The following is a 20,854-nucleotide window of genomic DNA, read 5'->3' on the forward strand; positions in this document are numbered from 1 at the left end:
GTGGTGCGGCCTGCGAAGCACTTGATGCCTCTTTCTGTGGACGGACAGCCCGCTCATTTGCACAGACTCATCCAGCACCATTCGCCGACATTCCACCATGAGAAACGAGTTTCTGAGTGATCCACATTTTTTGGGGATAACTTTTGCATCCTGGTGCAACCGATGCCGGAAGGCCTATATTTCATGCGGGTTTCAACACATTGCCCATTAAATAGGCACTGCGCATAACTTCTCAAAATAGACAAATTATTTGTCTGTTGACTAACATACATTCCTTGACAATTCAGCGCGTCGTCATAAAAATTGAATGCAAATTCGGGGCCCTCACTCCAGCGTCAAGGTGAGAGACTTGCAGATGGATTTAATTTTTACGCCCCACAATTTCTGTGCATAACTTTGGGGACAGCCCCCAGAAAAAGCCCGCCAAAGCGCCAGTTGGCGCGGCTTTCAAGACGATGCCTGTTAAACGAGCAGCAACACATGAGAATGCAAAAACGCATTGTGCGGCTCTCTTATTAAGCCTCGAACAGACCACCCACGTTCAATAACTCGTAGGCAATCTCCGGGCGTTGCTCCAGGCTGCGTTTGATAGCGGCCGGAATAGCCTGACGAGTCTTGCGGCACAGGCCCGGTTGTTCGACCACCAGAATGGTGATGCCGCGCAGCGTTCGCACGACATTGGGACTGATGCTGATTTCAAGTCGCACGCCCAACTGCTGCTCAATGCGCGCTTCCATGCGTCTCAGATCGCTCAGGCTGCCCAGGTTTTCCAGCCGTTCCAACAAGCGCTTCTCATCGTCACGAGTCAAGCGCAACACCCGCAAGTCAGCGTCTGTTTGCGCCAGCAAGGCGTCCCGCCCGCAGATGCAGGCCCCGGGCGGGCATTCGGTTCGGATGGGAAAAATGGGCGATGCAGTAGTCATGAGGGAAGCCAACTCGCGTTTCTGGACTGAGACGCGGTGGGAGCGATCATAGTCAGACTCGGGACGCCCTGCGCGTCAGTCGCCGAGTTGAGCTGAACGCAAGCAAGGCGGCTGGTGTGTGTAAAACTTGCACTCTGCGGCCTGCGCGGGGGCAAGACGTCCGAGCGATTGGGCGACAACCGCTGAGATCAGCGCCTCGCCATCCGACCGCGGACGTCAATTCGAACAAGATGTCGGCGGACATGGTGCAACAAAACAGGTTTGGAAAAAGCCTTCCACATTTTTTGTGGATAACTTTGTTGACCGGGCGTGGAGAAGTCGATCAAACCCTTATTTGATGCGGCCTCTGACGTGATGCCCAATATATAGGCAAAAAGAATAACTCTGTCTGATCTGGGTTTTCCCACCCTTTTGGCTAACACACAAACTTGCCTCAATTGATCTTGAGAGCACTTCCGGAGGAGCATTTTAGCCCCAACATCACATCCAATTTTCGCCTGAGTGCCACGATCTCACGGCAGCACCAACGCCACCAGTCATGCACAACTTCTGTGGACAACTTTGTGGAAAGCACCCGGGACAAGCCCCGCCAAGCCAGCACTGGCGGGGCTTGGCGGGCGATGCCTGCCAAAGTGGCACAACAGGACTCAGGCGGCGAGCAATCCCGGCAAGTCACCCATGTTCGCAAACACGGCCTGCGCTCCGGCCTGCCTCAGCAGGTCTGCCGATTGATGGCCCATTGCAGGGCAATACGCCCAGACGGTGGCGCCTGCGGCCACACCGGCGGTAATTCCTGCCACCGAGTCTTCAATGACCAGACAGCGCTGGGGCTGCGCGTTCAGGTGGCGTGCCGCAGCCAAATACACGTCGGGCGCTGGTTTGGAGCGGGGCATCTCATGGCCGCTGAAGACGTGGCCCTCAAAATACGGCATCAAGCCAACCTTGGCGAGCTGCATTTCCACCTTGAAGCGGTCTGCCCCTGAAGCGCAGGCAATGCCCAGCGCGGCATGGGCCTGGGCGGCGGCCACGGCCTCTCGGGCGCCGGGAACAATCTCCAGGCTGGCCTCAAGCGCGCGGTTGCGCCGCTGGTAAAACTCTTCCAGCCATTCCTGTGAGAAGGGTTTGCCGGTATGGGCCTCGATCGCGGCGCGCTCTTCGCGCACGGTTTTCCCCACGAAAAGCGCCATGCACTCTTCCGCTGAGAGCGTCCAGCCCCGTTCCTGCAAGGCATCGCGCAACACGGCGTTGGTGAGTCCCTCGCTGTCGACCAACACCCCATCACAATCAAACAAAACTGCATCAAATTTCATAGCTACTTCCGCTTATCCCACCTGGGCTAGAGCTCAATTTCATACAAAAAATTCATCCACTCTTGGCTTGACGGTGGGCTTTTTGCTCATCGAGTGTTTCCGTGGGGGCACCCTGCTTAAGCCATTCCGCGTAACCGCCATCAATATGGGCGACATTAGTCATGCCCATGTCCTGCAAGGACTTGGCGGCCAGCGCGCTGCGCCAACCGGCGCCGCAGAACAAGATGAATTCCTTGGACTCGTCGGCAAACATCGGCTTGTGATACGGCGAGGCCGGGTCCACCCAAAACTCCAGCATGCCGCGCGGCGCGTGGTATGCCCCCACGACCGTGCCCTCCGCCAGTTCGCGAATATCGCGAATGTCAACAATTTGCACTTTGGCGTCGTTAAGCTTGGCCAGCGCCTGCGGCACCGAATAGGTTTTGACCTCGGCCATGGCCTCATTGACGAGCTGTTGGTAACCTTTGGTGATGGGCATGTGACCTCTCCTGTGATGAGTGAGCAAAAAACAAAGAACCTATTTGCGCCAGAACTGGGGCAGAAACAGCACCATAACGCCAAGCAGTTCCAGACGCCCCATCAGCATGCCAACGGTGCAAATCCAGGTCTGAAAATCAGTCAGCACACCAAAGCTGGTGGACGGACCCACCTGCCCCAGGCCGGGGCCGATATTGTTCACCGTGGCCACCACCGCTGAGAACGCGGTGACGATGTCCAACCCCGAGATCAGCATCAGCATGGTCAGTCCCAAAATGGTGGCGCCGTAAATCAGCATATAGGCCATCACAGAGGCAATCACGGTGGCCGAGATGGGCGCGCGGCCCATGATGACGGGGTTGACCACCCGGGGGTGAATCGCCCGCACCAACTCCCGGCGCGCCTGTTTGATCAAGAGCACCATGCGAACCATCTTGATGCCACCGCCCGTGGAGCCCGCGCACGACACAAAACTGCCCAAAAATAACAACAGTACCGGGGCAAACACCGGCCACAAGGCGTAGTCGGCCGAGGCATAACCCGTGGTTGTGGCCAACGACACCACGTGAAAAGCTGACGCTCGCAAGGCGCTCAGGTAGTCCGGGTAAGTGCCGTGCGCGACCAGCACCATGCTCAAGCCAGCCACGGAGGCCACCAGCACAAAAGCATAGGTACGCACCTCCACGTCGCGCAGCAAAGACATCAGCGAGCGCGCCCGCCAGACAATAAAGTAGCGTGCAAAACTCACCCCGGCCAGTGCCATAAAGACAATGGCCACGCCCTCGACCTTCGCTGAATTCCAGTAGCCAAAACTCGCGTCATGCGAAGAAAAGCCCCCCAGGCCCATGGTGGTGCACATGTGCATGAAGGCGTCCGGCCAGGACATGCCCACCCAGCGGTAAGCCAGCATGCACAACACTGAAAACGCAAAGTACACCCCCCACAAGCCCCGTGCCGTCTCGGCAATGCGCGGCGTCAGGCGGGCGTCTTTCATCGGGCCGGGTGTTTCTGCCTTGTACAGCTGGACTCCGCCCAGCCCCAGCAACGGCAGCACTGCCACCACCAGCAGCATGATGCCCAGACCGCCCATGAGCTGCAAAAAGCAACGCCATACGTTCACCGACACCGGCAAGGCGTCCAGCCCCGTCAGCACCGTGGCGCCGGTGGCCGTCAGCGCACTCATGGCCTCAAAGTAGGCGTCGGTCCAGCTCAAACCTTCAATGGACAGCATCAATGGCACTGCGGCAAACGCCGGCAGCACCAGCCAAACCAGATTGACCAGCAAAAAACCGTCGCGCGGCATTAATTCCTGGCGGTAGTGCCGGGTCACCAGCAAGAGCAGCATGCCCGCCCCCAAAGTCAGGCCCATGCCCTGCAGCCAGATATCACTCAGGCGCTCATGGTCCAACATCGTGGCCCAGCCCAGCGGCACCAGAAAAAGCAACGAAAAGCCCAGGATGATGCGGGCCAGCACATTGAGAACAGGAAGAAATCCGGACATAGCGCCTTGAAACTAGAAGAAGGTGGCGCTGACCTGGAACAGCTTTTCCACGGCACGCATCAGGCGTTTATTGGGGATGAAGATGATGACGTGATCGCCCTCCTGCACAATGAGGTCGTGGTACGGCATGAGCACTTCGGCGGCACTTTCCTTGCCCCGCACAATGGCGCCAAAGCGGGCGCCAGTGGGCAGCACAATTTCCTCAATGCGACGCCCCACCAGTTTGGAGGTTCGCTCATCGCCGCGTGCCACGCCCTCAATCGCCTCTGCCGCGCCCCGGCGCAGACTGTGCACCGCGGCCACATCGCCCCGGCGCACATGCACCAGCAACTCACCAATGACGGTTTGCGCGGGAGACAGGGCAATGTCAATCGCGCTGCCCTGCATCATCTCGGCATACACCCGGCGGTTGATGAGTGACATCACCCGGCGTGCCCCCAGCCGCTTGGCCAGCATGGCGGACAAGATGTTGTCCTCGTCATCGCTGGTCAGGGCAATGAAGAGATCCATCTCACCGACGTTTTCCTCTATCAGCAATTCCTCGTCAGTCGAGTCGCCCGCCAGCACCAGCACCTGCGAGGGCAACTGGGCGGCCAGGTAATCGCATCGCTTGCGGTTGGACTCAATGATCTTGACCTGGTAGTTGGCGGCCAGGTTGCGAGCCAGTCGCAGCCCCACTTTGCCGCCACCGGCAATCATGATCCGCCGCACCGGGCGGTCGTCTTTATGGATCGCGCCCAGCACCTTGCGAATCTTGCTCTTGGCGGCCAGCACAAACACCTCGTCACCCGGCAACACGCGGGTGCCGGGCGCCACCGGCAATTCGGCGTCTTGACGGTACACCGCCACGACCCGCATGGGCGCCTCGGGAAACAGCTCGCGGAATTCGCCAATGGTGTGATTCACCAAAATGCTGCCCTCGGCCACCCGCACCGCAATCAGATTGGCCTGCCCTTGTGAGAACTCCAGCACCTGCAGTGCCTCGGGGAAATCTATGAGTTGATTGATATAGCGCATCACCGACTCTTCAGGGCAGATCACATGGTCCACCGCAAAGCCGGCGTTGCTGAGCAACTCGTCGCCCTCTTCAAACTCGGGCGAACGCAGGCGGGCAATGGTGGTTTGAATGCCAAAGACGCTGCGCGCCACCTTGCAGGCGGCCAAATTGGTTTCGTCCAGCGAGGCGCAGGCAATAAAGAGGTCAGCGTCGTCAGCGCCTGCACTGCGAAGTACAGACGGCTGAATACCGTTGCCGGCCACACCACGCAGGTCGAGCCGGTCTTCCAGCACGCGAAGCCGCTCGGGATCGGGGTCAATCAGGGTGATGTCGTTTTGCTCGGAAACCAGACTCTCGGCGACGCTTTCGCCAACCCGTCCGGCACCCAGGATGATGATGCGCATGTGTGAACCTTCTAAGGACTTGGATCATAGCGGGGGCACAAAACCCGGCCAACGCTTAAGATGGGGCAAGACAACAGCAGCGCCCCACCCAACGCGGCGTACGACAGCGGCCCCCGCTGTTCACCCCCCGTTGTGAGTGCCGCACCTACTGCCCTCATGCTCCAGAAACTACGCCGCTTCCTGCTCAGCCTGCCCGTATTATCGGTAGCGGGCTTGTGCTCGCTCTATCTGGCGGGCGGATTCTGGGGGCTGCCGGCGCTGGTCAAATGGCAAGGTGAAAAGCTGGTGCGAGAGAAGCTGGGGCAAAACCTGAGCGTGGCCGAGATTCACTTCAACCCGTTGGTGTTTCAACTGGAAGTGCGCGACCTGGCTCTGGCTGACGAGCAGGGAAAAGCCTTGCTGGGGTTTCAACGCCTGTGGGTTGATTTTGAGTTGTGGCGCAGCCTGGTGGACCAGACCTGGACCTTCTCCGAGGCCGCCCTTGACGCCCCCCAGCTCCAATTCACGCAACTAAAGAACGGCCAGCACAACTTCAGCGCCCTGCTGGCCAAACTGCAAGGCGACGACACGGCGCCGCAAGAGTCCAGCCCCTTGCCACGACTGGCGGTGCAGCGACTGACCCTCTCCGACGGTGTCGTGGAGGTGTCTGACGAGCAGCTGGACCAGCCCCTGATTTCACGCATCGCCCCGCTGGCCTTGTCCATCGAGGGCTTGTCAACAGGGGCCAAGCCAACCACCCGCTACCAATTGACGATGCCCACCGCTCAGGGCGAATCCTTGACCAGCGAAGGCAGCCTGAGCCTGAAGCCCATCGCGGTGCAGGGCCAACTGGCACTCAAAGGCATTCAAGTCAACACGCTGGTGCGGGCCCTGTCGCGCTGGGTGGCCATCGACGCTCCGGCCGGTCTACTCGCCGCCAACGCCCACTTTGACCTGGCAGTGAACGCCCAAAATCAACTGGCGGGCATTTTACAAAACCTGGGCCTGGACGCAGCCGGCCTGTCCATCTCTGCGCCCGGCGGCGCGGCGCCCTTGCTGGCGCTTGAAAAGATGAGCCTGACGGACGGCCGCGTGGACCTTGTCAATCAGCAAATCCATGTCGCGCGATTCGCGCTCAACAACGGTCAGGTCAACGCCGCCACCAACGCGCAAGGTCAACTCGACTGGGCAACGCTGGTTCGCGCCCGCCCTGACACCCCGCCCGAGCCGCCTGCAGCCCCCCCGTGGCAGGTGTCCATTGCCAACGCGTCCATCAGTTCAGTGGCCGTCAACTTTCAAGATGTGAAGCAAGGGCAGCGCGCCAAGATCGACTCCGTGGCGCTCAGCGCCGCACCCCGTGGCGAGTTTGGCCCCTCGACTCTGGCCTTGCAGCTTGGCCCCGTCAAACTGGCCGTGACTGGCGTGCAGCTGGAAAGCCCCGGACAACAACTCACCCTGCCCGCGCTGGAGGTCAAAGCGACTCAGGCCAACCTGAACCAGGGCGTTGACGCACTCAAAGTGTCCCTGGACGCCCCCTACATCGGTCTCGCAAAAGGCCTGAGCGCCCAAGACGCCACCAACCGCGTCACCCTGGCCAGCACCTCGCTGCAAGCCGACCGGGCCACCCTGACTCAATCAGGTGCCAGCACACAAGCCTCGCTCAGCGGCACTCAACTGGCCTTGACTGGCGCCACGTTTCGCCAGGACGGGCAAGACGCGTCGTTGGGAGAGGGCGCCGTTCGTGGCCAGGAGCTGACCTTGAACCTGGCGCCAGGCCAGACGGATATCAACATCAGCCAATGGGGCAGCACGCTGTCGCAGCTCAAAGCCCAGCGCGGCACCGAGTCCGCAGCACTCGACCAATTGACCGTTCAAGGCGCGAAGGCCTTGGTGAAGCAAGGCGCCAACACATCTCTTTCCGCTACCCTGCAGACCACCGCCGTGGGCAGTCGCGGCGCGGCACTGAAGCAGGGCGATGATGCGCTCGCCCTTGTCAGCGCTGACCTCAAAGCCGAGCAACTGGCCTTGACGCTGGACAAGGGGCAAGTCCAGCTGAACGGCACCTCTGCCGCGCTGGATTTGACTGGCCTCAACGCCCAACAAGGTGAGAACCGACTCTCGCTGGCAAGCGGCGGGCTCGCTACCCGCCAGCTCACATTGGACACCACGGGCGCTCTTCAAGCCCGTTTGAGCGACACCGCTTTGAGTTTGAGCACCATGTCTGTCAAAGCGCTGGGCGCGCCGGGTGAGTTAGGCCAGGTGGCCCAAGCGACGATGAGCGCCCAGTCGCTGCAACTGACCCTGCCCGAGGGCCCGCTTGAACTCACCGGCGACGGCTTGAGCGCCGAGCTGACCCAAACCGTGTTGAACAGCCCGGCCGACGGTACGGAGCTGATCAAGCTGGGCCGAGCGGCGCTGGCCGGTGGCGTGCTGCGCCTGCCTCAGCAGCAGTTCACCGCGGACACCCTCACGCTGGCCGACGGCCAAGCCCATACCTGGCTGGATGCCAATGGGCAGTTCAGCCTCATCAAGCTGTTTGACACGGTCGGCCCCGCCAAAGCCGGCGCGACGCCCTCACCTGCTCCAGCACCAGCCGTCGGCAAGGCAGCCGCAGCCGCGCCTTGGCGCATTGCCGTGAAGCAAACCACGCTGGATGCGTTTGTATTAGGGTTTGAGGATCGTCAGGTGCAGCCGCCCTTGGCGTTGCGGTTGGACCCTATCCGCGCACAGGTTAAGAACCTGGACACCGGGGCAAGCGCACCCCTTCAGTTGGACCTGAACACGAAGCTGGCCAGCGGCGGCGAGATTCAGGCAGTTGGCACGGCGCACGCCACCACCGGCGCGGCCGACCTGCAACTCACCTTGAACAACATCGCGCTGGCGCCAGTACAGGGCTATCTCTCCAAATTTGCCGAGTTACAACTTGCCAGCGGCACCGCAAGCAGCAGCGGTCGGTTGCGCTACGGCGACCCGCAGGGGGCGGGTGCACAACTCATCTTCGAAGGCAAAGCGGCGGTGAACCAATTCTTGCTCAACGAGGTCGAACCCCAGCGCCCGTTCCTGGGTTGGACGGGCTTGGGCTCGGACGACATCGTGCTGACCCTGAACCCCAACCGGCTGGACATGGCCGAGCTGCGCATCGACCAGCCCTCGGGCCGCCTCATCATTGCCGCCGACCAATCCATCAACTTGACCGACGTGCTGAAGAAAACGGAGTCCGAGCCAGCTCCAGCGAAGGAAAGTACCCCAAGCGAAGCCGTCCCAGCGGCATCCGATCCCTTCCCGGTCAGCATCGCGCGGGTTCGCGTCGCTGACGGCACGCTGGAGTTTTCGGACGCCAGCCTGCGCCCCCAGTTTGCCGCCCGCATGCATGAGCTCAAAGGCGTGGTCACCGGCCTCAGCAACGACCCCAACCAGAGTGCCAAATTGCAGCTGGATGCTCGTGTTGATCAATACGGCTCGGCCAAAATTGGCGGGCAAATCGGCCTGATGAGCCCCGAAAAACTGACTGAGATTGACATCTCTTTTCGCAACCTGGAAATGACCTCCCTGTCCCCCTACGTCGTCAAGTTCGCCGGCTACCGGATTGCCGCCGGGCGTCTGTGGCTGGACCTTCAATACCGCATCAAAGACGGCAAGCTGCTGGGCGAAAACAAGGTGGTGCTCAAGAAAGTGGCGCTGGGCGAAAAGGTGGAAAGCCCCAACGCCCTGAACCTGCCGCTGGAATTGGCCATTGCCATCCTGTCCGACTCGGACGGCGTGATTGACATTGGCCTGCCGGTGAGCGGTGACCTGAACGACCCGAAATTCGACTACGGCACCGTCATTGGCAAAGCCATTGGTAACCTGCTGGGCGGCATCGTCACCGACCCTTTCAGAGCGCTGGCCGCCCTGTTTGGCGGTGGCGAGAAAACATTGGACACCGTGATTTTCGAGCCCGGAACAGCCACCCTGGCGCCGCCTGAGCGGCAGAAACTCGCCGCCGTCGCTCGGGCGCTGAAAGAGCGGCCCACGCTGAAACTGGTGGTGCCGCCCACCCGCTCGGATGACTTCGATACGCCCGTGCTGAAGTCATTGGCCGTGCGCCGCGACATCATCACCGCCATGGGCATCACCCTGGCGCCCGGCGAAGACCCCGGGCCGGTGGATGTGGCCAACGCCCGCACGCAAAAAGCGGTTGAAGCGGTGTTCAGCACCCGCTACGCCCCTGAGGTGCTGGCCGCCCTGAAGGCACGGGCCATGCAGGCCGTCAACGGCCCCGCTGATGCGCCGCAGCCCCCCACCACCAATGCCGCAACAGGGGCTCCCATTGCGGCCAACGCACCGCCCCAGCCCCCGACCGCCTTCTACCAAGGCTTGCTGGATCGCCTGCTGAGCGAGCAACCCGTTTCTGACGAGGCGCTGGCTCAACTGGCCACCCAGCGCAGCGACGCCATCGTGACAGAACTCACCCAAACCCTTGGTGTTTCTGGCGCGCGTACGTCTGTGGGCAAGGCCGAAACGGCCGCTGCCGCCGACCCCCAATCCGTCACCCTGAAATTGCAACTTGAGGTCGCCAAATGACACCTGCCCACGCCGACCTTCTGAGTCGCCTGGAAGCCCTGATCTGGGACAAACAGGTGTTGGAGCGGCCCCGCTGGCAACAAGGCGCGCTGCGTCTGGTGCGCACGGTGCTGATTCTGGGGCGTGACCTGGCCATGGGCCAGCTCACGCTGCGCGCCATGAGCCTGGTTTACACCACGCTGCTGTCCATCGTGCCGCTGCTGGCGCTGAGCTTCTCGGTGCTCAAAGCCTTTGGGGTTAACAACCAGATTCAACCCATGCTGCGCAGCCTGCTGGAGCCGCTGGGCGACAAAGGTGTGGAGGTGGCCCAACACATTGGCGAATTCATCCAGAACATGAACGTGGGCGTGCTGGGCGCCGTGGGCTTGGCGCTGCTGCTGTACACCGCCGTCTCGCTGGTGCAAAAGATTGAAGAGTCGCTCAACTACATCTGGCACATTCCCCAGCCCCGCCGTCTGGGCGAGCGCTTCAGCCGCTACCTCAGCGTGCTCATCATTGGCCCCACTCTGGTGTTCTCCGCCCTCGGGCTCACCGCCACGGTGCTGAACATCGACACCGTGCGCCAGTTGCTGGCCGTGGACGCGCTGGGCCAGGTCGTTGAGGTGGCCAGCCGCCTGGTGCCCTACCTGCTCATCATTGCCGCCTTCACCTTTGTCTACCTCTTTATTCCGAACACGCGGGTGCGGCTGGGTGCCGCGCTACTTGGCGGCACCATCGGCGGCATCGTCTGGCAGACCTCGGGCTGGCTGTTTGCGGTGTTTGTGGCGTCGTCCGGCCAATACGCGGCCATCTATTCGAGCTTTGCCATTCTGGTGCTGTTCATGATCTGGCTGTATGTGAGCTGGCTCGTGCTGCTGTTTGGCGCCAGCGTGGCGTTTTACACCCAGCACCCCGAATACCTGTACCTGGGCAGCGGCGAACCGCGCCTGAGCAACCGCGTGCGCGAGCGCCTGGCCCTGTCCCTCATGAGCCGCGTAGCCAGCCGCTTTTTAGCTGGCCAGCCCGCCATCTCGCTAGAGCAGTTCACCCAGCAAATGCGCGTGCCCATGCATGTGCTCAGCGCCGTGGTGACCGCCTTGCAAGACAACGAACTGTTGCAGCAAACCGGCGACGACCCGCCCCTGTACCTGCCCGCCCGCGACCCCTCGATGATTAGCGTGACCCAGGTGCTGGACGCCGTTCGCAGCGCCGGCGAAGCCCGCTTCTTTTCCCCCGACAAACTCCCCACCCCAGCCCCTGTGGACCAGGTGCTCGCCCAAATCCGCACCGCCGTAGAAACCGCCGCCGGCTCCGTCAGCCTGCGCGATCTAGCGGGACTGCCTGAGGAGAGTGTTGATGTGTTGGACGATGGAGCAGAGGAGAGAACTGAGCCGACGTTGCTGCCTCATTAAATGGCGAGGGTGAGCGTCTGCAATGCGGGCGTTAGGAGTCAGTGGGGCTTTGGACTTGAACGACTCTAGAAGACACATAGCCGCCGGTCACGGAGAAATTTCGTAAGTCATGTACGCAGCGAAACCGGACAGTCGCTAACGCCCGCTTCCTGGCAACCCATTTGCATGCACTGAGGAACTCAGTAATGGAGTTGACTCGGTTCCGTGGATTGACCAGCTTTATGATCCGCTCAGACCCCATGGGTTCGAGCGGCAGTGTCAAACTGCGCTGAAAATATATCTAGGGATTTTTGGGAATGCCAAATCGCATGCGTCGAAAGTTAGTAAGTGGTAGCACTGTCGCGCTATTGGGTGCTTTTTTTTCTATTCGTTCGTCGTTTGCCTCAAATGTGCCAGCGGACGAAAGTGTTCACGCCATGCAATCGCTCATTACCGCCCTAAGGGAAACCCATCTGCCAGTGTGTGTCGCGGTAGCGGGACGTCTTGCCGATACGGTTGCGCATACGCGTGTATTTGATCTTGAGCTGCGCAGCGCCAAACTTGATGGTGAAAACGCCATCGCGCTGGCAAATGCCATTGTTTTCGCCACAAAGAAAACCGATTTTCAACTGCGTTTATTTAGCGCAAGTTACAACTCTGAGATGGGAGCGGCTGGCGCCGCCGCTATTTTGGCCTCCATGCCGAGCGACTTAACCGAATTTGGAATGGTGGGATGCGCGCTAAACGATGAGGCGGGCGATGCAATTTTGCAGTTCATGTCGCGGGTAACCAGTCTGAAGGTCATTTGCATCGAGGGCAATGCATTTTCAAACTCTATGGTCATGCGCATAACAAATGCTGGGCGTTCGTTGAAGGGGTGTCTGATCGTTGTTTGATGTGAAGCTGCCGAGGAGGCGTGGCACCGGCCTATGGCGCATTGCTGGGGTCGTATTGCTTGACCGGCGCCGGCGCTGTGATCGGCAGCAACGCAACGTTAGCGGGTGCTTACGACAGGCAGCTTATGGGATGAGGAATTGCCGTGAATCAGATGTACAAGACATCGGCCGGTATTTAGCTGTACTTGTTGAGCGCCCGCAAGCTGGGCAAATATCGGCGCTGGGTGGATTCTACCAAGGCACTCTGCTGGCTGTGAAAGCACCCCACCCGACAATCCGGACGAATCGACCCGCCGGCGACTGGTGGGCACTTGGTTGCGCGCTTACAACGAGCAGGATGTGCGCGTGCGGCGGGTGCTGGTGATGAACGACAACGGCACACGCTTCTGGAAGCGTCGTCGATGCAGCCCGCCGATCTGCTGCTACCGAAGTCGCTGGCCAACGGATCGGGTGTTTGACTGTTTGACGGCACCAACCTCAAGCGGCACTAACGCTTGATAAACGGCAAACCGACGGTTGCCCCCATCGTGCCTTTTGCGACCTTCGAGATCCGGTTTCCCTGCCGCACTGAATTTATCGGGATCGACCGGGTGCGCCGCCGCGAGGTGCTCTATGCTCGCGTGCCGGAAGGCACCGAGCCATAAGTCGTCGGCGGCAATGCGCCTTGTTCGCCCGGCATCATGACCGCAAACACCAGTGCGGCGGGAACGCACAATCCAAAATGTTCGACAAGTCCGCCCAACGTACTGGCACGCGCCCATCGGGCGACCCACCAAATTGGCAGTGTGCATTCGCAGCAAACACGGCGGCCACGCTCACGCTATCGGCTTTTCCTGGCGGCGGGCAACTTATGGCCGGATGGGGGTGCTCCGCTCATCGATTTCTTCGCCAGATTTCCGACCGTAAACCTGTACTTTCAAAGACCGCTATGGAGCTGGCAAATCGAAAGGTCGGATGACAGGACCCAACCTCTTGGAGTCGCTTACGGCTAAACCCAGAATGACTCCTGACGCTGCACACTTGACTTACGACAGTTCTGCGTGAATGACGGCAATGGGCCTGCGGCCTCCGACTCTGTCGACAGAGAACCCTGTGTGCCCGCCGAGCGCTGGCTACCAACACTCACCCGACAAAGCACTGCGAATCTTCCAACACGAGGCCAAATGTGGCTGTTGAGCTCCCTCTCTCGCCCGGCGGGGCGAGAGAGGGTTAGGGGAGAGAGTGGGGGTTATAGCGCAAAAATAGCTACATATTCAATAGCTAGCTGCGCATGACAGGCAAAGTCTAGAGCCCTAAAAGTCACTTAAAAATGACCAAGCCGGCCTACGCCAACGCCCGCTGAATAATGATCTTCTGCACGTCAGACGTGCCTTCGTAAATCTGGCAAACCCGCACGTCCCGGTAAATGCGCTCCACCGGAAAGTCGCTCACATAGCCGTAGCCACCCAAGGTTTGAATGGCAGCGCTGCATACATTCTCTGCCATTTCGCTGGCAAACAGCTTGGCCATGGCGGCTTCTTTCAAGCAAGGGCGGCTGGCGTCGCGCAGGGCGGCGGCGTGCCAGATGAGTTGGCGAGCGGCTTCGATTTGGGTGGCGCACTCGGCCAGGCGAAAACCCACTGCCTGGTGGTTGAAGATGGGGCTGCCGAAGCTTTCACGCTCTTTGGCGTAGGCCAGGGCCACTTCAAAAGCGCTGCGGGCCATGCCCACGCTTTGCGCGGCAATGCCGATGCGGCCTCCCTCCAACCCGCCCAGGGCAATTTTGTAGCCCTCGCCCTCGGCACCAATCAGGTTCTCCACCGGGATGCGGCAGTTATCAAAGTTGATCTGGGCCGTGTCACTGCTGTGCTGGCCGAGTTTGTCTTCCAGGCGGGCCACGACGTAGCCGGGCGCGGTGGTGGGCACCAGGAAGGCGCTCATGCCCTTTTTGCCCATGCTCTTGTCGGTGACGGCCAGCACGATGGCGACGTCGCCGTATTTGCCGCTGGTGATGAACTGTTTGACGCCGTTGATGATGTACTCGTCACCCTGCTTGACGGCGGTGGTGCGCAGGGCGGAGGCGTCGGAGCCCACATGCGGCTCGGTCAGGCAAAACGCACCCAGCATTTCACCCTGGGCCAGCGGCACCAGCCATTGCCTCTTTTGCGCGGCGTTGCCGTAGCGCATGAGGATGGCGTTAACCGGGCAGTTGGTAACGGAGATAACGGTGCTGGTGCCGCCGTCGCCGGCGGCAATTTCTTCTAGTACCAGGGCCAGGGTGACGTAGTCGAGGTTGGCGCCGCCGAACTCTTCGGGCACACAAATGCCGTAGGCGCCCAGGGCAGCCAGGCCTTTGTGGGCCTCTTTGGGGAAGTAGTGTTCTTTGTCCCAGCGGGCGGCGTGGGGCCAGAGTTCGGCTTGGGCGAAGTCGCGCACGGCGTCGCGAATCATTTCCTGGTCTTGGGTTAACAGCATGGGGGGTCCTGAATCAGTTCAATCGGAGGGAGGGCGGCCTACCAGTGCTCGGCGCGGCGGCCGTCGTGGTGCAGCAGGCGGCCATTGTCAGCATCAGAAACGCTGGCCAGTGTGGTGCGCAGGCCGTGCACGCTGCTCTCCAGCGTGAGCGCCGCCGCAGCGCCGCCCATGTCGGTTTGCACCCAGCCAGGGTCCAGCGCCACCAAGCGGGCGCCGGGGTAATCAAAACGGGCGCTACAGATCGCCATATTGAGAGCCGCTTTGCTCACACGGTACAGCCAAGCGCTGCTGTTGGGTACGCTGCCAATCTGACTCATGGCGCTGGACAGCGCACCAAACACACCGCCAGCGGCTTGCACCCTGGGCATCACTTGCGGCAGGGCCTGCATCAGCCCCAGCACATTGGCGTGCATCACGTGGTCAAAGGCCTGGCGCGTGGGCGGCGTCAGGGAGTCGCCGCGGTCCATCACCCCCGCCACGTACAGAGCCAGGTCGATGTTTTCGCCCTCCAGACGCCCGCTCAGGCTGATCAAGCTGGTGGGATCGGTCACGTCCAAACGCAGGGCCTGCGCACCCAGCGCTTTCAAGCGGTCCAGCCCTGCGGTGTCCCGCGCGGTGGCAATGACGCGCTCACCCGCGTCCCGGTACTGGCGCACCAGCTCCAGCCCAATGCCGCGTGAGGCGCCCATGACGAGTACGGTGCTCACAAGCCAACCTTCAAGCTTTTTAGGCCTCTAGCGCTAGTGCAGCCTGCGCAAGCAGCTATTTTTTTCATAGCATCTCAATCGTCACGGCGGTGGCTTCGCCGCCGCCAATACACAGTGTGGCTAGGCCACGCTTGAGGCCGCGGGCTTGCAGCGCGTACATCAGCGTGACCATGATGCGGGCGCCGGACGCGCCAATGGGGTGGCCCAGCGCGCAGGCGCCGCCATTCACGTTGACGATGTCGTGGCTCAGGCCCAGCTCGTGCATCAGCGCCATGGGCACCACGGCAAAGGCTTCGTTCACCTCCCACAGCTGCACGTCGTCCACCGACCAGCCGGCTTTTTCCAGCGCCTTGGTGACCGCGCCCATGGGGGCGGTGGCAAACCAGTTGGGCTCCTGGGCGTACACAGCGTGGCTGACGATGCGGGCCAAGGGTTTCAAGCCTTTGGCCTCGGCAGTCGACGCGCGCATCATCACCAAAGCCGCCGCACCGTCGCTGATGCTGGAGCTGCTGGCGGCCGTGATGGTGCCGTCTTTTTTGAACGCGGGTTTGAGGCTGGGGATTTTGTCCAGCTTGACGCGGCCCGGAGCTTCGTCGGTGGCCAACACGGTGTCGCCGGCGCGGCCCTTGATGGTCACCGGCGTGATCTCGGCGGCAAATGCGCCAGATTTTGTGGCGGCTTGCGCGCGGGTGACGCTGGTGATGGCAAAAGCGTCTTGCTGCTCGCGGGTGAATCCGTATTTGGCGGCGCAGTCTTCGACAAAGGTGCCCATGGAGCGGCCGGCCTCGTAGGCGTCTTCCAGGCCGTCAAGCATCATGTGGTCGAACATGCGGTCATGGCCAATGCGGTAGCCCCCGCGCGCTTTTTGCAACAGGTAGGGGGCGTTGGTCATGCTTTCCATGCCGCCGGCCACCACCACGTCGGCACTGCCGGCCATCAACAGGTCATAACCAAACATGGCCGCGCGCATGCCGGAGCCACACATTTTGGACAGGGTGACAGCCCCGGCGCTGATGGGCAAGCCGCCTTTGAAGCCTGCCTGACGGGCCGGTGCCTGGCCTTGGCCGGCCATGAGGCAGTTGCCAAACAACACTTCGTTGACCTGCTCGGGCGCGACGCCGGCGCGCTCCACAGCGGCCTTGATGGCGGCGCCACCCAGGTCATGCGCGGCCAGAGACGACAACTCGCCCTGGAAGCTGCCCATGGGGGTGCGCGCGGCGCCCACAATCACGATGGAATCGGTCATAGCAAAATCTCCTATCAATGAGTCAAAAAAGCGCCAACGAAGATGAGGATCACTCGATCCGTTCGCGGTGAAAACGTTTGTCCTGATCGTAGGGAAAAACGTCGAAAACATGGCCGGCCTGCACCCGGTCTTTGTGGGCTTGCCAGAAGGCGGCCTCCAGCAAATCGGCGTGGTGTTTCATGAAAATCTGGCGCACCGCCGGGTTGCCCAGCAAAAAGGGGCCAAAGGTCTCAGGGAACACGTCTTTGGGGCCGACGCTGTACCAGACCTCGCCCGACATTTCTTCTTCTTCGTTGCGGGGTTCAGGCACCTTGCGGAAGTTGCAGTCGGTGATGTACTCGATTTCGTCGTAGTCGTAAAACACCACCTTGCCGTTGCGGGTGATGCCAAAGTTTTTCCACAGCATGTCGCCGGGGAAGATGTTGGCGGCCACCAGGTCTTTGATGGCGTTGCCGTACTCAACCACGCCGCGCTCAATCTGCTCACGCGCCTTGGCCGCCGCCGGGCTGATGTCGTTGGGGTTGGCGCCGCCGGCGTCGAACGCCTCTTGCAGGTAGATGTTGAGCGGAATCATGCGCCGTTCAATATAGACGTGCTTGATGATGACTTCCAGCTCGCCGTCGCCGTCTTGGTCCACGATCTCCAACTGGCTGGGGGCAAACTTTTCGATCTCGGCAATCAACTCGTCGCTGAAGCGGCTGCGCGGAAAGCCCACGCCGCTGTATTCCAGCGTGTCGGCCATACGGCCCACGCGGTCGTGCTGCTTGACCAGCAGGTACTTGCCCTTGATCTGCTCGCGGGTGGTGTCTTTTTGCGGCGGGTAATAGTCTTTGATGACCTTGAACACATAGGGGAAAGACGGCAGGTCAAACACCAGCATGACCATACCCTTGATGCCGGGGGCGATGCGAAACTTGTCGCTGGAGTGGCGCAGGTGGTGCAGAAAGTCGCGGTAAAACAGGGTCTTGCCCTGCTTGGCCAGCCCCAGGGCATTGTAGATTTCGTTGCGGGGTTTGCGCGGCATCATGCTGCGCAGGTACTGCACGTAGGCGCTGGGAATCTCCATGTCGACCATAAAGTAAGCCCGCGCAAAGCTGAACAGCATCAATAGGTCGTCTTCGCCAAACAAGGCGGCATCAATCACCAGCTTGCCGGATGGGCCGTACAACACCGGCAGCGCAAACGGAAATTCATTGAAGCCGTTGATCAGCTTGCCGACGATGTAGCAACCCTTGTTGCGAAAGAACAGGCCGGTGAGCACCTGCACCTGAAAATTAGCGCGCAACGTGGCGTCACCCAAGCGCTCCAGCATGGAGGCCACCACCAGGTCCACGTCGCCGGCCAGATCGTCAAATTGAGCCCGGAGGTCAAAGTCATTCACCATGCGCACCAGCGCGTCGCCCATGGTTTCCCGGATGGGGTAATAAGGGCGGTAGGTGGGGCGGGACTCGGGCTCGCCGTTTTCGATGTACTCGGTGCTGACCGCCGGGCGCACAAAGATGAAGTCGTTCTGGAAGTAGCTGCGGTGCAGGATCTTGGTGGTGACCGAGTTGAAAAAGGTTTCCGCCAGCTCGGGCTGGTGGTGGTTCACCAGCAGGCCGATGTAGTGCAGCTTGATTTGCTGCCAGATGTCCATCGCCTGCTCGCCGGCCTTGAACTCGCGCTCCAACCGGCGCGAGCACTCGCGCACCCTCAGGTCATAGAACTCAATCCGCTCACGCTGCGCGCGCTGCTGGCCATGCCAATCGCAAGTCTCAAAACGGTGTTTGGCGCGCGCGGACTCGGTGCGAAACAGCCGGTAGTGACGATTGAAGCCATCCATCATCGCCTTGGCAATTTGGTAGGCTACCGTGGAGTCAAGGCGTTGGGGAAACATGGTGGTCTGTTGCGTAAAGAGGGCGGTTAGCGGCTGGCACTGGCGACGCCAGCGATGGCCGCACGGTGCAGCGGGGCCATGCCGTCCAGGCCATCAATCGTGATGTTCAGATCCTTCAGCAAGCCATCTTTCAGGCCATACACCCAGCCGTGCAAACTCACTTTTTGGCCGCGCCCCCAGGCGTCTTGCATGACGGTGGTTTGGGCGACGTTCATCACCTGCTCAATGACATTCAACTCGCACAAAATGTCCAGCCGGGCAGACTCGGGCGCGGGGTCCAAAATGGCGCTGTGGCGGTCGCGCACGTCTTTGATGTGGCGCAGCCAGTTGTCGGCCAAGCCCACGCGCACGTTTTCCAACGCCGCACGCACTCCACCGCAGCCGTAGTGGCCCACCACCATGAGGTGCTCCACCTTGAGCTGGTCCACTGCAAATTGCACGGTGGACAGGCAATTCAGGTCGGTGGGCACTACCACATTGGCCACATTGCGGTGCACAAACACCTCACCCGGCTCCAGCCCGGTGATCTGGTTGGCGGGCACACGACTGTCAGAGCAGCCAATCCACATGAAGCGTGGCTTTTGCTGGCTCATGAGGTCCGTGAAGAAGCCGGGGCGCTCGGCCTCCATTTGCGCGGCCCAGGCACGGTTGTGGGCAAAGAGCTTATGTGGCATGGCGATGTGTCATTGGAAGAACCCTTGAAAAACACCCCCGTCGATGACTTGGGGGCCTCTGGCAGTCAATTCAGCCTCGCTCAAAACTTATGCGGCCGGATGATTTCGACGTCCTGCAAATAGGCAACCATCGCAAAGTTGTCGTAGTAGCGCGCCAAAAAGTCCTCCAGCACCTTTTCGGCCATGGCCCGCGTGCAGATCACCTCGATGCGGATATTGGCCGACTCGTCCATCGCCGCCGTGCGCACACCTCGACTACCCTGACCACGGGCATCCACGATGGTGTAGCCGCGAACCCCCATTTGCTTCAGGTCGCGCAACAGGTTTTTTTCAATGGCGGACTCGGTAATCACCGTGAGTACGGTGCGTTTTTCCGTCTGTAATGTCATGGTGTAACTCCGGCAAGTTGCATGGCCAGCCAATGGTAAACCGGAATGCCGACCAAAATATTGAAGGGAAATGTCACGCCGAGGACCGCCGCCAGCGACAGGCTCGGATTGGCTTCTGGCACGGCGAGACGCATGGTGGCGGGCACCGCAATGTAGGAGGCGCTGGCAGCCAGTGTGGCCAACAGTGTCATGCCGCCCACCGACAAATTCAAGAGCAGGCCGCAGCCCAAGCCCAGCAAGCCGGACAGCAACGGCATGAGCACGCCAAACGAGACCAACAACACCCCGCGCTGGCGCAGCTCATCGGTCTGGCGACTGACGATCAGCCCCATCTCCAGCATGAAGAGTGCCAGCGCGCCTTTGAACAGGTCATAGAAAAAGGGTTTCAGTGGCGCGAGTCCTTCGGGGCCGGCGGCCCAGCCAATCGCCATGCCGCCCAGCAACAGCGTGACCCCCTTGCCAAGCAAGGTCTCATGCCCGAGTGCGCGCCAGTTTGTTTCTTTGCTGACACCGCGCACGAGCACAATGCCCACCATGATGGCGGGCACTTCCATGACCGCCAGAAAAATGGCCAACTGAGGCTCAAATTCGATATTTCGCGTCACCAGCCAGTTGGCGCCCACCGCAAAGGTGGCGACGCTGACCGAGCCATAGTGGGCCGCCATGGAAGCAGCATCCGCCCGCCCAAGGCGCCCGGCCAGGCGCAAAAGACCAAACGCAATCAGCGTTTGCAACACGCCCAGCACCATCACGGCGCCCAGCTGGGGCAACAGCGGTACAAGGGCTTGCTTGGCCAAGCCTTCGCCACCCTTGAGTCCGATGCTGAGCAGCAGGAAAACCGTCAAGGCCTCATACAGACTGGGGGGAAGCTTGAGTTCCGAGCGGACGAGTCCGCCGGCCAAGCCCAACAAGAAAAAGAGAATGACAGCGTCAATCATGATGAGAAGTTCCGTCCATCGGTCTGCGAATACATGCGAGAGACCAACGCGGGGATCAGCCTGACCACGAACCAGATGCTGGCACAGTCCATCCACCGGTTGGGGCTTTTTTAGTTTTTGGTGTCGTCACGAAACCCAAGCGCTCACGGC

The 20,854-nt window shown here is 60.8% G+C and carries 15 protein-coding genes; 3 read left to right on the plus strand and 12 right to left on the minus strand.

Translation table 11 applies throughout. The features are described 5' to 3' along the window. Nucleotides 1-515: 515 nt before the first annotated feature. From J8G15_RS11735 to trkA, 5 genes are all read right to left on the minus strand, one after another. Nucleotides 516-923: a hypothetical protein gene (locus J8G15_RS11735; RefSeq protein WP_210542191.1), complete on the minus strand. Its 408-nt coding sequence runs from the start codon at nt 921-923 to the stop codon at nt 516-518. A gap of 647 nt (nt 924-1,570) precedes the next feature. After that, nucleotides 1,571-2,233: an HAD family phosphatase gene (locus J8G15_RS11740; protein ID WP_210542192.1), complete on the minus strand. Its 663-nt coding sequence runs from the start codon at nt 2,231-2,233 to the stop codon at nt 1,571-1,573. A 52-nt stretch (nt 2,234-2,285) separates the two neighbouring features. After that, nucleotides 2,286-2,711, minus strand: a complete 426-nt coding sequence (locus tag J8G15_RS11745; RefSeq protein ID WP_210542193.1) for a rhodanese-like domain-containing protein — start codon at nt 2,709-2,711, stop codon at nt 2,286-2,288. A gap of 39 nt (nt 2,712-2,750) precedes the next feature. Next, entirely contained in the window at nt 2,751-4,211 is a 1,461-nt protein-coding gene (locus tag J8G15_RS11750; protein WP_210542194.1) for a TrkH family potassium uptake protein, read from the minus strand. Nucleotides 4,212-4,223: 12 nt separating this feature from the next. Continuing rightward, on the minus strand, nt 4,224-5,612 hold the full coding sequence (gene trkA / locus J8G15_RS11755) for a Trk system potassium transporter TrkA (protein ID WP_210542195.1): 1,389 nt from the start codon (nt 5,610-5,612) through the stop codon (nt 4,224-4,226). 156 nt (nt 5,613-5,768) lie between these two features. On the opposite strand from trkA, the gene J8G15_RS11760 reads away from it, so the two are divergent. The 3 genes from J8G15_RS11760 to J8G15_RS11770 all read left to right on the plus strand — a co-directional run bounded on the left by J8G15_RS11760 (nt 5,769) and on the right by J8G15_RS11770 (nt 12,420). Continuing rightward, nucleotides 5,769-10,154, plus strand: a complete 4,386-nt coding sequence (locus tag J8G15_RS11760; protein WP_210542196.1) for a DUF748 domain-containing protein — start codon at nt 5,769-5,771, stop codon at nt 10,152-10,154. Beyond that, the gene (locus J8G15_RS11765) at nt 10,151-11,545 is read left to right on the plus strand and encodes a YihY/virulence factor BrkB family protein (RefSeq protein WP_210542198.1); all 1,395 of its coding nucleotides are present in this window, start codon (nt 10,151-10,153) and stop codon (nt 11,543-11,545) included. The genes J8G15_RS11760 and J8G15_RS11765 overlap by 4 nt, the downstream gene beginning before the upstream one ends. Nucleotides 11,546-11,961: 416 nt before the next feature. Further along, nucleotides 11,962-12,420 (plus strand): hypothetical protein, encoded by a 459-nt coding sequence (locus J8G15_RS11770; RefSeq protein ID WP_210542200.1) that lies wholly within the window; start codon nt 11,962-11,964, stop codon nt 12,418-12,420. Nucleotides 12,421-13,743: 1,323 nt separating this feature from the next. On the opposite strand, the gene J8G15_RS11775 is transcribed toward J8G15_RS11770, so the two are convergent. The 7 genes from J8G15_RS11775 to J8G15_RS11805 form a co-directional block, all read right to left on the minus strand. Next, nucleotides 13,744-14,874 (minus strand): acyl-CoA dehydrogenase family protein, encoded by a 1,131-nt coding sequence (locus J8G15_RS11775; RefSeq protein WP_210542202.1) that lies wholly within the window; start codon nt 14,872-14,874, stop codon nt 13,744-13,746. A 38-nt stretch (nt 14,875-14,912) separates the two neighbouring features. Beyond that, nucleotides 14,913-15,581 (minus strand): SDR family oxidoreductase, encoded by a 669-nt coding sequence (locus J8G15_RS11780; protein WP_210542204.1) that lies wholly within the window; start codon nt 15,579-15,581, stop codon nt 14,913-14,915. 64 nt (nt 15,582-15,645) lie between these two features. Beyond that, nucleotides 15,646-16,827, minus strand: coding sequence for an acetyl-CoA C-acyltransferase (locus J8G15_RS11785; protein WP_210542205.1), 1,182 nt, complete (start codon nt 16,825-16,827; stop codon nt 15,646-15,648). Between the two features lie 49 nt (nt 16,828-16,876). Then, nucleotides 16,877-18,703: a bifunctional isocitrate dehydrogenase kinase/phosphatase gene (gene aceK, locus J8G15_RS11790; protein ID WP_210542206.1), complete on the minus strand. Its 1,827-nt coding sequence runs from the start codon at nt 18,701-18,703 to the stop codon at nt 16,877-16,879. A gap of 26 nt (nt 18,704-18,729) precedes the next feature. Beyond that, entirely contained in the window at nt 18,730-19,377 is a 648-nt protein-coding gene (gene can, locus J8G15_RS11795; RefSeq protein WP_210542207.1) for a carbonate dehydratase, read from the minus strand. Nucleotides 19,378-19,457: 80 nt separating this feature from the next. Further along, nucleotides 19,458-19,766: a transcriptional regulator gene (locus tag J8G15_RS11800; RefSeq protein ID WP_210542208.1), complete on the minus strand. Its 309-nt coding sequence runs from the start codon at nt 19,764-19,766 to the stop codon at nt 19,458-19,460. Continuing rightward, a complete protein-coding gene (locus J8G15_RS11805; RefSeq protein ID WP_240538255.1) occupies nt 19,763-20,704 on the minus strand; it encodes a sodium-dependent bicarbonate transport family permease in 942 nt (313 codons plus the stop codon). The genes J8G15_RS11800 and J8G15_RS11805 overlap by 4 nt, the downstream gene beginning before the upstream one ends. Between the last annotated feature and the right edge of the window lie 150 nt (nt 20,705-20,854).

Origin of the sequence: Rhodoferax sp. PAMC 29310 (assembly GCF_017948265.1) — a bacterium.
Classification (GTDB): Bacteria; Pseudomonadota; Gammaproteobacteria; order Burkholderiales; family Burkholderiaceae_C; genus Rhodoferax.

What these genes read in the sequence shown, in the direction of transcription:
- J8G15_RS11785 (WP_210542205.1), bottom strand. Translation starts at nt 16,827, where the DNA reads ATGACCGATTCCATCGTGATTGTGGGCGCCGCGCGCACCCCCATGGGC.
- J8G15_RS11735 (WP_210542191.1), bottom strand. Translation starts at nt 923, where the DNA reads ATGACTACTGCATCGCCCATTTTTCCCATCCGAACCGAATGCCCGCCC.
- J8G15_RS11775 (WP_210542202.1), bottom strand. Translation starts at nt 14,874, where the DNA reads ATGCTGTTAACCCAAGACCAGGAAATGATTCGCGACGCCGTGCGCGAC.
- J8G15_RS11805 (WP_240538255.1), bottom strand. Translation starts at nt 20,704, where the DNA reads ATGATTGACGCTGTCATTCTCTTTTTCTTGTTGGGCTTGGCCGGCGGA.
- J8G15_RS11745 (WP_210542193.1), bottom strand. Translation starts at nt 2,711, where the DNA reads ATGCCCATCACCAAAGGTTACCAACAGCTCGTCAATGAGGCCATGGCC.
- J8G15_RS11750 (WP_210542194.1), bottom strand. Translation starts at nt 4,211, where the DNA reads ATGTCCGGATTTCTTCCTGTTCTCAATGTGCTGGCCCGCATCATCCTG.
- J8G15_RS11760 (WP_210542196.1), top strand. Translation starts at nt 5,769, where the DNA reads ATGCTCCAGAAACTACGCCGCTTCCTGCTCAGCCTGCCCGTATTATCG.
- trkA (WP_210542195.1), bottom strand. Translation starts at nt 5,612, where the DNA reads ATGCGCATCATCATCCTGGGTGCCGGACGGGTTGGCGAAAGCGTCGCC.
- J8G15_RS11800 (WP_210542208.1), bottom strand. Translation starts at nt 19,766, where the DNA reads ATGACATTACAGACGGAAAAACGCACCGTACTCACGGTGATTACCGAG.
- J8G15_RS11770 (WP_210542200.1), top strand. Translation starts at nt 11,962, where the DNA reads ATGCAATCGCTCATTACCGCCCTAAGGGAAACCCATCTGCCAGTGTGT.
- aceK (WP_210542206.1), bottom strand. Translation starts at nt 18,703, where the DNA reads ATGTTTCCCCAACGCCTTGACTCCACGGTAGCCTACCAAATTGCCAAG.
- can (WP_210542207.1), bottom strand. Translation starts at nt 19,377, where the DNA reads ATGCCACATAAGCTCTTTGCCCACAACCGTGCCTGGGCCGCGCAAATG.
- J8G15_RS11765 (WP_210542198.1), top strand. Translation starts at nt 10,151, where the DNA reads ATGACACCTGCCCACGCCGACCTTCTGAGTCGCCTGGAAGCCCTGATC.
- J8G15_RS11740 (WP_210542192.1), bottom strand. Translation starts at nt 2,233, where the DNA reads ATGAAATTTGATGCAGTTTTGTTTGATTGTGATGGGGTGTTGGTCGAC.